Raw genomic sequence first — 13,280 nt, 5'->3', positions numbered from 1 at the left:
TGTTGTCTTACCGTGGTCAACGTGGCCAATTGTGCCGATGTTGCAATGCGGTTTTGTACGCTCAAACTTTTCTTTTGCCATATCGGCCTCCGTATTATGCAGGGCCGATAGGCACTGCGTTGGTTACGCGTGTGCGCGTAAATTGATTCACGCCAAAGATCAAGCGTTTTTGGAAATTTCCAGATTTTTCTTTGGCAACAAAGTTTCTTTTTTGCACCGTTTCTGCACCCCTAGCCATCTGTGCATATTCGCTTAAGAGCGGCCCATTCCAGCGAGGTTAGAACAGGTTCAAATGTCCGGTCACCAATCACATCCGCCTTCATAGCCGCCTGCTGACGACCCTCTAGATCAGGATGGCTGGCAATATGCGACATCAGACCATTTTGGTCACCAAAATCTTCGCGCAAGTTAGAGAAAAAATCAGCAAATCGCGCGCTGGGTAGCTGGGCGCGCTCGAACAAATCATGACTAAAGGCATCAGCATTCGTTTCGGCATCCTGTGCATAAGAGGCCGATATCAGTGTCTCGGCCAAGGCAAGTGCTGCAAAGCCACCTGAAAAATCCCCGAATACCAGCCCCAGTATCCCTGCCGAACCGGCGGTGCGCAGCGACAGTCTGGTTGGGTCGCGGTGCGCCACATGGCCAAACTCGTGCCCCAAAACACCTGCAACCTCTTCTGGGGTGTTGGCCGCGGCCAATAAGCCATCAAACAGCACCACATGCCCACCAGGCACCGCAAATGCATTTATCATTGGCGAGCGATAGACCTTTACATCCAGCGGATATGGTACATCCATATGTGGCGTTAGACGCGCCACCATTTTGTCCAGCGCCTTTTGGCCCTGTGCGCCCTGACAAATCAAATCATCCTGATCACTGGTCTTTCCTATCAACCATTCGATCTGCCCCAAGGCCACCTTGCCCATTGCCACTTCGCGCTCGACAGGAATATATCCCGCAAGCGTATTGGCCATGGCCGGTATAATGATGAACATTATCAAATACACCGAGGCCATCGCTCCTACCCCCCAAAACGCCACGCGTTTTTTCATTATGGAGGAAACATGCCGTTTGCCCAGCTTTGCATTATGCTGGCGCATATAAGCGCCCGCCGCATCATCCAATAGAACCAACCGCGCGGTGGTGTGGTCAAGCGTTTCGATCACCATGCCCTTATCGCGCGCCTGATCCGCAAGGTTGCGGATTTGATCCATCGGCCAGTTTACGTCGATGCCCTCACCAGTGATCAACACGCCATTGGGCGAGATACTCACCGCTACGGCATTTGATTTCGCGGATTCCCCGTCAAAAAACTTGCCCGATGTTTCAAACGTAGACATTAAATAGCCGCCCCAACATCCAAGGCATCGGCAAATCCTTCGGCCTCGACGAAATCATCACCTTCGCGTTGGCCTATCTTGGCTAATTGATCGGCGTTTTGGATTGTCAGTGTGGATGCAAAATTGCGCAGGATCGGCTGTGCAATAGAAACCAAGGCAATGGCCCCAAAGGCAACAAAGAAAATGATATAGCCAAGTAAAGTGCCTAAAGCGACGCGCAATTCGCCAGATTGCGGCCCCACGGCTTCATCCAAAGAGTTGAAAATTCCATACAATGCAAAGCCGAGAATGCCACCGAAAATCGCGGCAACAATCAAGGCCACAAAACCCGCCAGCATCCCACCAAAAACCTTCGCCAGAATAACATCCGCAGTATCGACCTTGGATTCAAAGGTAACCGCCTGGCCCAATGTTTTATGGTTTGCTAAAATGCGCCAAGAGGCGACCTGATAAATCTGAAAGCCAACCAGCCACCAAGAATATCCGAGGCTGATTACAGTAAAGCCAAAAACCATACTGCCAATACCCTCGCCACTCTCGTCGCCAAAGCTTCCACTCGTATAGGTATTGTAGCCCCCGAAACCAATCAAGATGACCCCAAGCAGGGTAATCGCCATGCCGATATAGGTTTGCTTCATTGCGGGCAGCAGCATCTTCCATGTGCCCTCTTGGGCGAATTGCGCATTACCGTACCAAGACCGATCAATGCGGTATTTCTCTAGGTTAAACGTCTGGCGTGGCAGTAAAATCCCCAGTGTAATCACCGTGACAAACAGGTTTTTCAGCGCCAGCTTCACATAACCCCATGCCGCGGCCTCGGCCCCAAAGCGGATGCCCTGCCAGCGTGTGCGCGATAGAACATAGCGCCGCGCACGATACTGCGCGTAGTAAATCAAGGGCAACGTGACCAAGATCGCAAGATAGAAAATCAACTGCTGTACCAAAACGGCCCCAGGGGTTTCAGCCTGTGTGAACAACGAATAGCCAAAGAAGGCCAACAACAGCTGAAAAATCCCCAGATACACCGCCAAAACCGCCACGGCGATCAAAAACCCAAGGAATTTTTCCAGCCCGGTGCCCGTGTATTCCAACGAGTGCTCGTTGGGTGCAATCGCAGACCACATATATTTACGCACCCGCGTACGGGCCCAAAACCGATAGATGCCCAGCGTTAACAAGGTGAACAAGCCCGTCATCAGGCCGATCTTAAACAGCGGCCCCTTGCGACCATTATAGGCGACCTTGAATTGATTATTCTCTATATCTTGCATTCAAATCTCCAAATTATCGCAACACAGTGCGATAGTTTTTGAACTATGTAAATTTATTATCTCTCGGGAAGCCACGCGGTGCCATACGCCCTGTGCCCGCGCGTTTGCCAATCCAGTCATTCAGCATAACCTCTACGCGCTGACGCCCCGCAGGATCCAACCAACGCAACCCCTGATCCAGATCAAACGTCATTATATCGTTCAGGCCGCCATCTTTATATTTTTGCAGACGCACCCCTTTGCCGCGGCCCATTTCGGGTAATTCCGCCACGGGGAAAATCAGAACTTTGCGGTTTTCCCCAACACAGGCCACATGATCGCCTTTGATAAAATCGCATGTCAGCGCCTTTACCGCATCTTTCACATTCAACACCTGCTTGCCGGTGCGGGTTTGGGCGACCACGTCTTTTTCTGCAACCACAAAACCATCACCGGCGGTCGAGGCCACAATCATCTTGCGGGTCTCGTCGTGGATAAACAGCGCAATCATATCCGCATCATTTGGCAGATCCACAATCAGGCGAATAGGTTCCCCCATGCCGCGCCCACCGGGCAGATCATTGCAGGCAATGGTATAGAATCGCCCGTTGCCACCAAACATAATCAACTTATCCGTCGTATGCGCATGGAAGGTGAACCGTGGCCCATCGCCATCTTTATACTTTAATTCTTGGTTCAGATCGATATGACCCTTCATGGCGCGCACCCATCCCATGGCCGAACAGACCACCGTAATAGGCTCCTTCTCGATCATCGCCTCTACGGGCACCTCTTCAAATTCTGGCGCCTCGGCCAAATCTGTGCGCCGCGCGCCGTGCTCGGACTCTTTGCCGAATTTCTTGCGGGTATCGCGCAGTTGTTCGGTGATTTTGCCCCACTGCACCCCCTCGTCGGCTAATAAATCCTGCAACTCTGCGCGTTCTTTTTGCAAGGCATCCAGCTCGTTGCGCAGCTCTTGCTCTTCCAGACGGCGCAAATTTCGCAGGCGCATATTTAGAATCGCCTCTGCCTGAACATCCGACAGGGTAAATTCCGCCATCAGCACCTGCTTGGGTTCATCCTCGTATCGAATGATTTCGATCACCCGATCAAGGTTCAAAAACGCAACAATATAACCTTCTAGCACTTCTAGGCGGCGATCGATTTTATCCTTGCGGTGGTTGGAACGGCGGATCAGAACATCGCGACGGTGATCCACAAAGGCCCGCAAAACCTCTTTCATCGAGCACACCTTGGGGGTTCGCCCATCGATCAATGTATTGAGATTAAGGTTAAAGCGTACCTCCAAATCGCACAGACGAAACAGCGTTTCCATCAAGACGGTGGGGTCAACAGTTTTGGCACGCGGTTCCAGTACCAATCGGATGTCATCCGCACTTTCATCCCGCACATCAGCAAGGATTGGGATTTTCTTCAGCTGAATCAGTTCGGCGATTTTTTCGATCAGCTTGGATTTCTGCACCTGATAGGGGATTTCGCTAACGACCACCTGCCATAGACCCCGCGGCAGTTCCTCGATCTCCCAGCGCGCCCGCAGACGCATCGGCCCGCGGCCCGTAGAATATGCCTGAAGCAGATTTTCGCGCGGCTCGATCAATACACCACCAGTTGGGAAATCCGGCCCCGGCACGATATCCAACAAGGTTTCATCTCGCGCGTTTGGGGCCTTGATCAAGTGGATACAGGCATCCAGCAATTCGCCCACATTGTGGGGCGGAATATTGGTTGCCATGCCCACGGCGATACCAGACGAGCCGTTGGCCAATAGATTTGGGATGCTGGCTGGCAGAACCGAGGGCTCGGTCAAGCGACCATCATAGTTGTCCTGAAATTCAACCGCATCTTCTTCCATGCCTTCTAGCATGGCCTCGGCAACAGCGGTCATGCGCGCCTCAGTATAGCGCGCGGCGGCGGGGTTATCGCCATCAATATTGCCAAAATTCCCCTGCCCATCCACCATGGGATAGCGCACCGAAAAATCTTGGGCCAAACGGGCCATAGCATCATAAATTGCTGCATCGCCGTGAGGGTGAAAATCCCCCATTGTATCGCCTGAAATTTTGGCCGATTTTAGAAACTTGCCGTTTGATGCCAACCGCAAGCGATACATAGCGTAAAGGATACGCCGATGCACAGGTTTCAACCCATCACGCGCATCGGGCAATGCGCGATGCATGATTGTCGACAGGGCATAGGTTAGATAGCGATCCCCAATCGCACGACGCAGGGTTTCGTTTAGCGTAGCACCGCCAGGGTTTTCGTCATCCATATCAGGATCATCAATTAAATCAGCCATAGGGATATGTAACCAGCACAGGCATCATCGTCCAGTGAAACGGCAGGAATGAGTTGCTTTTTTCCGGCCCACAAAAAAGCCCCGGCAGAACCGAGGCTTTTATGATTTGTTTTGATTGTGCCGTTCTTAGTGGCCCAAAATTTGAGACAAGAACAGCTTTGTACGCTCTGATTGCGGGTTATCGAAAAACTCGCCTGGCTCGTTCTGCTCAACAATTTGTCCCGCATCCATAAAGATCACACGGTTTGCAACCTTACGTGCAAAGCCCATTTCATGGGTCACACAAATCATGGTCATACCCTCTTCGGCCAATTCCACCATGGTATCCAGAACTTCTTTGATCATTTCAGGATCAAGCGCGGATGTCGGCTCGTCAAACAACATGATGCGTGGCTTCATGCATAATGAGCGTGCAATCGCCACACGTTGCTGTTGGCCACCAGACAACTGCCCAGGGTATTTATCCGCCTGATCAGGAATTTTCACCTTCTCAAGGAAATGCATCGCGGTTTCGCGGGCTTCTTTTTGGGGGATCTTACGAACCCAAACAGGTGCCAACATACAGTTTTCCAAGATGGTCAGGTGTGGGAATAGGTTAAAGTGTTGGAAACACATCCCCACCTCTGAACGGATGGTATCGATGTTCTTCAAATCAGATGACAACAATGTGCCATCCACTTCGATCGACCCTTCTTGGTGCTCTTCTAGTGCATTGATACAGCGGATCAAGGTTGATTTACCCGAACCAGAAGGCCCCGCAATAACAATCCGCTCTCCTCGGTAAACCGTAAGATCGATATCGCGCAAAACGTGGAATGCGCCATACCATTTGTTCATTTTATTAATCTGGATCGCGACCTCGTCGCTGACCTGCAATTGTTTTTGTGCTGTAGTCATAAGACGCTCCTTTAGCGATGACCTGTCGCGAGCTTACGCTCTAGATACATTGAGTATCGCGACATAGAGAAACAGAAGATGAAGAAGACAAGTCCGATAAAGCCGTAAAGCTCCCACAGAACGCCATTCCACGCTTGGTCGGCCCGAATATTCGTGGACAACAGGATCGGATCGAACAACCCCACGATCCCCACCAATGTGGTGTCTTTGAACAGGCCAATGAATGTTGATACGATACCTGGGATCGATATTTTCAACGCTTGCGGCATAATAATCAACCGTTGCGCGGTCCAATAATTCAATCCCAAACTGTCAGCCGCCTCGTATTGCCCAGTGGGCAATGCCGCTAAACCACCGCGGATAACCTCGGCCATATAGGCACTGGCAAACAAGGTCACCATGATCATAACACGCAGCACCAAATCGAAATTTGTGCCTGGAGGCATGAAGTAGTTCAGCAAGGTAGATGCCACAAACAGCAAGGTGATCAAAGGAACGCCCCGAATAAATTCGATGAAGGCAACGCAGCTGTATTTCAGCAATGGCAAGTCAGACTGACGCCCAAGTGCGAGGATGACACCCAGAGGCAGAGACAGGGTAACCCCTGTTAAACCAATGAGAACAGCCAACAAGAAACCGCCGATATTTTGTGATTCAACCTGCTCTAGACTAATGGGCAGAACAAAATGCACAGCGCTTGATACCGGATCAGTGAAGAAAATCCACCATAGAACCGGAACCAACATAGTTGCGATCACGCCAACCAACGTTGATCCAGAATACCTCGTCACCAGGATAAATGCGACGCCCGCTAGTAGTAGGCCTGCGAAAATCGCCAACGGGAACCAGATAGAACCTCCCCAGATGAGCCAGAAGCACAGGAACGGGAATACTGCTGAAAACCACAATAGCTTCTTGGGGACCGAGGTAAACAAGACAGGCGCCATTGCAACACCCAACAGGATGAAGGCAACCAGTGGTCGCCACAACGCCTCAATTGGATAGAAACCAAACAGCAGTTGTGTCCAACGTTCGCGAATTACACCCCAACAGGCACCCGCGAAATGGCCCTCGCGGCCCAGTTCATGCAGAATACCACGGCAATCGGATAGAGATTCAGCGCCCCATGTTGGTGAAAACGCCCAAGGTAAAACACCCCTAAGCAAGGACACCACAAAGTACAGGGCAACCACGGTTAATATCGAATTCGTAACGCTACTAAACAGGTTCGTACGCAACCAGCCATAGATGCCAACCTCGCTTTTGGGCGGGGCCTTTTCGGGCAACATTTCAGAGCGAACATAAGAAAAATCAGGCATATTAACGCTCCACCAATTTAACAGAATTATTGTACCAATTCATCGCCGCAGAGATCAGCAAAGAGAGACCAAGATAGATCGCCATACCAATCAGCAATGTTTCCATCTCTCGGCCTGTTTGATTAAGCGTGATCCCCATTAGGGTTCCCGTCAAATCCATATAGCCAACAGCAATCGCAAGGGATGTGTTTTTGGTAAGGTTCAACCACTGTGAAATCATCGGCGGAATGATAATACGCAATGCCTGTGGCAGGATTACCAAATTCATTGTGCGACCAGGTGATATACCCAATGCATGCGCCGCCTCAGACTGGCCCTTGGAAATCGCTTGGATACCCGCACGAACACTTTCGGCAATGAACGCCGCAGTATAAAGCGACAATGCTATCCACAAAGCAATCAAAGAGTTCCGCAAATAGGTTCCACCAGCGAAATTAAAACCCTTTAGCGCTGGGTAACCAAGATGAAAACCCATCGCCCACAATACCAAAATCGTCGGCAAGAAGATCACTAACAGTTGTTGCCACCATGTTGTTGGTCGCACACCTGTTTCATTTTGGATCGTATCGGCGCGTTTCTTCAACTTACGCGCGCCGTAAATTCCGCCAAATAAAACCGCCAAGAAAATCAGCAAATTGGTGCTGACATCAAAGCGCAAAGCGGAATCGCCAAACAATGAGAAATCAGAGAACCCACCAGAAAACAAAGGCTCGGGGATATAGATACCGCGATTTGTTACAGCCATGGTATCGAACAACATCATCGATGCCTCACCAGATCTGAAATCCCTTGGGGCAGGCATAACCTCGATCATGATCCCGAAAACAATCAAAATCCACAACAATACCGGAATATTACGGAAGGCTTCGATATAAACTGTCATCAATCTCGCAACGATCCAGTTCTTAGATAAACGTAGAACACCGATAATAACACCTAGGATAGTGGCGGTAATACAGCCCAGCAAGGCGAGCAATAACGTATTGAGCAGCCCCAAAAATGCAGCCCGAAGGTGCGAATCTTGGCTGTCATAATCTAACAGGCGTTGGTTAATATCGTACCCAGCTTGATCCCCTAAAAAACCAAATTCAATTGGTTTGCCAAGTGCTGCGAGATTCGCGTTGGTATTTCCAATCAACCAACCAATGAAAGATAAGATGCCAAACATGGCAACAATCTGAATGGTCATCGATCGATAGCGGGTGTCATAAATCAGCTGGCTTAGCCTAAAGCCCTGATTATGTGGGTCTGGTAATGCCGACATACTGGCGTGTTCCCCTCATTAGATGCAAAACCTCATTGCCCCGATTAGGTGGCCTTGAAAAATTGGATCCTAAAAATGAAATTTTTCATAGAAGAAGGGCGCGACATTGCAGTCGCGCCCAACTTTTAAATCAACGGAAAGGAGCTGAGTAGATCAGACCACCGTCTGTCCAGCTGGCATTCAAGCCACGTGCGATACCAATCGCAGTTTTCTCACCGATGTTTTTCTCGAAGATTTCACCGTAGTTTCCGCCAACGGCGATCGCACGAGCGGCCCAGTCTTTGTCCAGACCAAGCATCGCGCCTAGGTCACCTTCGGTGCCCAACAGGCGGTTAACTTCTGGGTTTTTGCCAGCTTCCATGCCGGTTTTTCCAACATTTGCTGATGTTACACCTAGCTCTTCGGCTGTGATCAATGCGTTCAATGTCCAGCGTACGATGTCACCCCATTGGTTGTCGCCGTGGCGAACAAGTGGGCCCAACGGCTCTTTTGAAATGATTTCTGGTAGAACCGCGTGATCCGCAGGGTTTTCGAATGTGGCACGTGTAGATGCCAAGCCCGACGCGTCAGTTGTGTAAACGTCACATGCACCAGCCAAATACTGAGCTTGTGCTTCGGCGTTTGTTTCGATTGGCACAGGCTCATAAGAGATGTTGTTTGAACGGAAGAAATCCGCCAAGTTTAGCTCTGTTGTCGTACCAGTTTGGATACATACCGTTGCACCATCTAGTTCTTTAGCAGAACTTACGCCCAATGCTTTTGGAACCATAAAGCCTTGACCATCGTAGTAGTTTACGCCAACAAATTCAAACTTTAGGTCAACATCGCGGCTGAATGTCCATGTGGTGTTACGCGCCAACATGTCGATTTCACCAGAAGCCAAAGCAGTAAAGCGTGTTTTACCAGTTGTTGGTACAAACTTAACTTTGGTGCCATCGCCCAGAACAGCCGCAGCAACCGCGCGACAAACTGCAACGTCAAAACCTTGCCAAACACCAGCAGCATCCGCAGCAGCAAAACCAGCCAGACCAGTGGCAACACCACATTTCAGCTCATCAGCGGCCTTAACATCTTCCAGTGTACCAGCAGTAGCAAAGCCAGCTGCGAAAGTCGCCGCTGTCAATGTTCCCAAGAAAGCAGATTTTTTCATATTTTTCCTCATCCTGTGAAGCCCCGGCAGAGGGGCGTTTTCTCTGATCTTTTTGATCAGATTGTACAAGTTGGACCCATGGGCCCGAACTTGACCCTAATACTGAGTTGAATATAGGGCATCGGTCAAGACTAATTCTGGCCCTAACCCCGTGAAACAATGAAATTTTTCCATTAGGTCAAATACAGTGACCTAGTTTTGTGATACCAAAATGTGCAACGTGCCCATTTTTCTCGCACTCACACCGTTTTTCTCAGAAAGCCCCAAATAGGTAAGTAAACTTTACCCAAAATCACTCTGCGTTATGCCCCATAGGTTGAATCTAAAAAATTCTTGGCAAAATGAAACGCAACTCGCTTGATTTCAGAGGCCTGTTTTGCCTCTTCGTCCTCGCCCCATTGCTCTGCTTGCCAATCCTCATCGACCCGAGACAAAGCCCATCCGCTTTCTGTAGAAATTTGATTCGATGAAACCGCCAGTCCCAAAACCAATGATCCAGACAAAACGATCAAATCATGCACCGCCGATAACGCAAAACTATCGTACTCAGATAATGCATTTCTGAAAATCCCTTGGGTGTTTTCCGGCTGGGCCACCGGCATAATCCCAGAGGTAGTTTGCAGCTGAATTTGGAACCGCGCGCGGGCCCAATCTAGCACTGGATCCCAGGCATTCTCCTGCTTGGCGATCAGCTCCGCAGGATGGGTTGCGCGGTAACACAACAGATCACTGCCACCATATTCGGCCAACATCGATACAACCGCATCGAAATTCACAGAAACCTTGTCGATCGCCGAATTCGCCATGCGTGTGGCCGGCATGGTTTCAGGATTAACCTTCTCCTCCTGTGCCATCCATTCATCAGCAACCATTTGTGCAACTAATTGGCTGGGCAACAGCAACGGTGCCTTTGCCGGGGTTCGTAGATCGCGTCCATCCAACTGAACAGTGAATCTATCCCCCACGGGGACGACCACGGCCTTTTCCCAGAACCTCTTTTTCAATGATGGGGTCACATAAACTCCTCAAATGGATCCTTGGGCGCATATTTCACCTGCCAACCAAAGGTATCCCACGTATTTTTCATATGTTCAGGCAAAGGTGCGGTAAGCGATAGCTCTGCCTTGGTGATCGGGTGAACGAAACTTAGAGAGCGAGCATGTAGATGCATTTTGCGGCTTATCTCACCGCCCAACTGTGACCCCCATCCATCGCCATCATTCACTTGTGCATTTGTACCGTACTTGCCATCCCCAACGATGGGGTGGCCCAGTTCTGCGATATGTGCGCGTAACTGGTGGGTACGCCCCGTGATTGGTACCAAGGTAACCCAAGAGGCCCTCTTTCCGACCTCTTCTAATACAAAGTAATCTGTGGTGGCGTGTTTCGCGCCCTCGGTATCCTGAACATCATTGGGGTGGATACAATGCATTTTTTCACCCGCCCCATTGGGCCCGTGGCCACCGGCCTTGACCAGACCATATTTGATGGTTCCCATATTGGGCTTGGGGCTACCGGCAACCGCAGCCCAATAAATTTTGCGAGTTTCGCGCGACTGAAAAGCACGCGCCAGACCTGCCGCAGCCTGCCCTGTACGCGCCAAGACCAAAACACCCGATGTGTCTTTATCCAAGCGATGGATCAATTTTGGCTTGCTGTCCAATTCAAACTTTAGCGCCTCGGCCAGGCCATCTACATGCCGGGTTTGACCTGACCCGCCCTGCACCGCCAATCCTGGCGGCTTGTTCAAGGCAATGATATGATCGTCTTTGTAAATCACACAGTTCTGGATCATCTTTTCATCTTCGGCAGAAATACGGGCAACGGGCGCGCCGCGCGGGGTATCGCTGGGGTCAGGCATTGGCGGCACACGAACCGTTTGACCAGATTGCAATCTGGTGGAGGCCTTTACGCGCCCGCCATCCACACGCAATTCCCCCTTGCGGCACATCTTTTCGATGCGCCCCTGTCCCACATCAGGGAACATTCGGCGCAGCCAGCGATCTAGCCGCTGGTCATTTGCATCCGCGCTGACCGCGATCATCTGTACTCTGCTCATTGCAGTATCATCCTTGTTACAAACACCCCCAGCCCAATAGCCAAAAGCGATCCTAAAACCGACATCAGAACATACTGCCCTGCAATCAAGGTTTTCCCATTTTCCATCAGTTTCACAACATCTAGTGAGAAGGCGCTAAAGGTGGTAAACCCACCCAAAAATCCCGTCATCACAAACAGACCGCCTTGTGACGCCCCGCGATTGCTAAACCACACAAATGCCACCCCCATTAAGAACGAGCCAATTACATTCACGCAGAGCGTTCCATAAGGGAACCCAACCCAAAGCGCCACCACAAAGCGCACCACCGCCCCCAATGCGCCGCCAATTGCTACGAAAAATATACTCATACCTTCGCCTATTCATCCATATTGGGTTTAGCAGATCTGTTACGCTTGGCCCGCAGGTTCGAGAAAAATTCGACCCGTTTTTTTAGTTCTCGTTCATTCCCGCGCTCGACCGGTAGATAATAGACCCCCCGCGCCATACCATCGGGGAAATAGTTCTGACCAGAAAACCCATCCTCGGCATCATGGTCATAGGCATATCCTGCGCCATAGCCCTGATCCTTCATCATTTGTGTTGGGGCATTTCGGATGTGTTTGGGGGGCGGCTCTGAGCCCGTTTTTTTGGCCGCGGCGCGCGCACCCTTATAGGCCACATAGGCGGCATTGGATTTTGGTGCCAGCGCCAAATAGATCAGGGCCTGCGCCAGCGCCAACTCGCCCTCGGGTGAACCGAGGCGTTCGTATGTTTGCCATGATTGCAGGCACACATCCTGTGCCTGTGGATCGGCTAAGCCAATGTCTTCGACAGCCATACGGGTTATGCGCCGCGCTAAAAATCGCGGGTCTTCGCCGCCCTCTAGCATCCGTGCAAACCAATACAGCGCGGCATCAGGATCAGACCCGCGCACCGATTTATGTAGCGCAGAAATCAAATTATAGTGTGATTCTCCGGATTTATCATAAACTGCGGCGCGTTTTGACAAGCGCTGCGAAAGCTGTTTGGCGTTTAACTTTTCCGCCCCCCAAGACAGAACTTGTTCTGCCAAGTTCAACAATGCTCGCCCATCCCCATCCGCCATTTCCAGCAACTGTTCACGCGCCTCTGCATCCAGCGGCAAAGGGTTGCCCAGCTCTTGCTCGGCCCTCTGTGCGATCAGCTCAAGCTCGGTCAAGGACAGGCGTTCCAAAACCATCACCTGAGCGCGAGACATCAAAGCGGCGTTCAGCTCGAAGGATGGGTTTTCGGTTGTCGCCCCCACCAAAACAATCGTGCCATCCTCCATAAACGGAAGAAAGCTATCCTGCTGGGATTTATTAAAGCGATGGATTTCATCAACAAACAGCAAGGTGCCCTTGCCGTTTTGGCGGCGCAACCGCGCAGATTCAAAAACCTTCTTCAAATCCGCAACACCAGAGAAAATTGCGCTGATTTGTACAAAATGCAGATCAACCTCATTGGCCAACAGCCGCGCGATGGTTGTTTTTCCCACCCCGGGCGGGCCCCAGAAAATAATTGAGGATACCGAGCCACTGGCCAGCATAGAGGTCAACGCTCCCTCGTCCCCAACCAGCGCGGACTGCCCGATGACCTCTGATATTGTTTTGGGACGGCACCGATCCGCAAGGGGGCGTACCCCCTGATCGACTGCTCCAACCGTGTCAAATAAATCTGCCAT

11 protein-coding genes and 1 pseudogene are annotated in these 13,280 nt (G+C 50.9%); all 12 read right to left on the bottom strand.

All coding sequences use genetic code 11. The annotated features are described in order from the left end of the window. Positions 1–81: pseudogene (locus QQL62_RS07185) on the bottom strand (GTP-binding protein); the annotation flags it as partial. A 149-nt stretch (positions 82–230) separates the two neighbouring features. Then, entirely contained in the window at positions 231–1,340 is a 1,110-nt protein-coding gene (locus QQL62_RS07180) for a M48 family metallopeptidase (protein ID WP_284377256.1), read from the bottom strand. Further along, positions 1,340–2,611 carry a DUF898 family protein gene (locus QQL62_RS07175; protein WP_284377255.1) on the bottom strand — a complete coding sequence of 424 codons (1,272 nt, stop codon included), beginning with the start codon at positions 2,609–2,611 and terminating at the stop codon, positions 1,340–1,342. The genes QQL62_RS07180 and QQL62_RS07175 overlap by 1 nt, the downstream gene beginning before the upstream one ends. Before the next feature lie 43 nt (positions 2,612–2,654). Continuing rightward, positions 2,655–4,907 (bottom strand): DNA topoisomerase IV subunit A, encoded by a 2,253-nt coding sequence (parC, locus tag QQL62_RS07170; RefSeq protein ID WP_284377254.1) that lies wholly within the window; start codon positions 4,905–4,907, stop codon positions 2,655–2,657. A 126-nt stretch (positions 4,908–5,033) separates the two neighbouring features. Beyond that, complete coding sequence (locus tag QQL62_RS07165; protein WP_284377253.1) at positions 5,034–5,804, bottom strand: amino acid ABC transporter ATP-binding protein; 771 nt, start codon at positions 5,802–5,804, stop codon at positions 5,034–5,036. Positions 5,805–5,815: 11 nt separating this feature from the next. Next, on the bottom strand, positions 5,816–7,123 hold the full coding sequence (locus QQL62_RS07160; RefSeq protein WP_284377252.1) for an amino acid ABC transporter permease: 1,308 nt from the start codon (positions 7,121–7,123) through the stop codon (positions 5,816–5,818). Position 7,124: 1 nt separating this feature from the next. Beyond that, positions 7,125–8,387: an amino acid ABC transporter permease gene (locus QQL62_RS07155; RefSeq protein WP_284377251.1), complete on the bottom strand. Its 1,263-nt coding sequence runs from the start codon at positions 8,385–8,387 to the stop codon at positions 7,125–7,127. A 130-nt stretch (positions 8,388–8,517) separates the two neighbouring features. After that, entirely contained in the window at positions 8,518–9,537 is a 1,020-nt protein-coding gene (locus QQL62_RS07150) for an amino acid ABC transporter substrate-binding protein (protein ID WP_284377250.1), read from the bottom strand. A 302-nt stretch (positions 9,538–9,839) separates the two neighbouring features. Next, the gene (locus QQL62_RS07145; protein WP_284377249.1) at positions 9,840–10,553 is read right to left on the bottom strand and encodes an ATP12 family chaperone protein; all 714 of its coding nucleotides are present in this window, start codon (positions 10,551–10,553) and stop codon (positions 9,840–9,842) included. Then, positions 10,550–11,596 (bottom strand): RluA family pseudouridine synthase, encoded by a 1,047-nt coding sequence (locus tag QQL62_RS07140; RefSeq protein ID WP_284377248.1) that lies wholly within the window; start codon positions 11,594–11,596, stop codon positions 10,550–10,552. The genes QQL62_RS07145 and QQL62_RS07140 overlap by 4 nt, the downstream gene beginning before the upstream one ends. After that, positions 11,593–11,946: a fluoride efflux transporter FluC gene (locus QQL62_RS07135; RefSeq protein WP_284377247.1), complete on the bottom strand. Its 354-nt coding sequence runs from the start codon at positions 11,944–11,946 to the stop codon at positions 11,593–11,595. The genes QQL62_RS07140 and QQL62_RS07135 overlap by 4 nt, the downstream gene beginning before the upstream one ends. 8 nt (positions 11,947–11,954) lie before the next feature. After that, positions 11,955–13,280 (bottom strand): replication-associated recombination protein A, encoded by a 1,326-nt coding sequence (locus QQL62_RS07130; RefSeq protein ID WP_284377246.1) that lies wholly within the window; start codon positions 13,278–13,280, stop codon positions 11,955–11,957.

The sequence above is a fragment of the Amylibacter marinus genome, assembly GCF_030160015.1.
In the GTDB taxonomy this organism is placed as follows: Bacteria; Pseudomonadota; Alphaproteobacteria; order Rhodobacterales; family Rhodobacteraceae; genus Amylibacter; species Amylibacter marinus.
The sequence above is the reverse complement of the archived record's forward strand: the minus strand, read 5'-3'. Positions and strand labels throughout refer to the sequence as shown.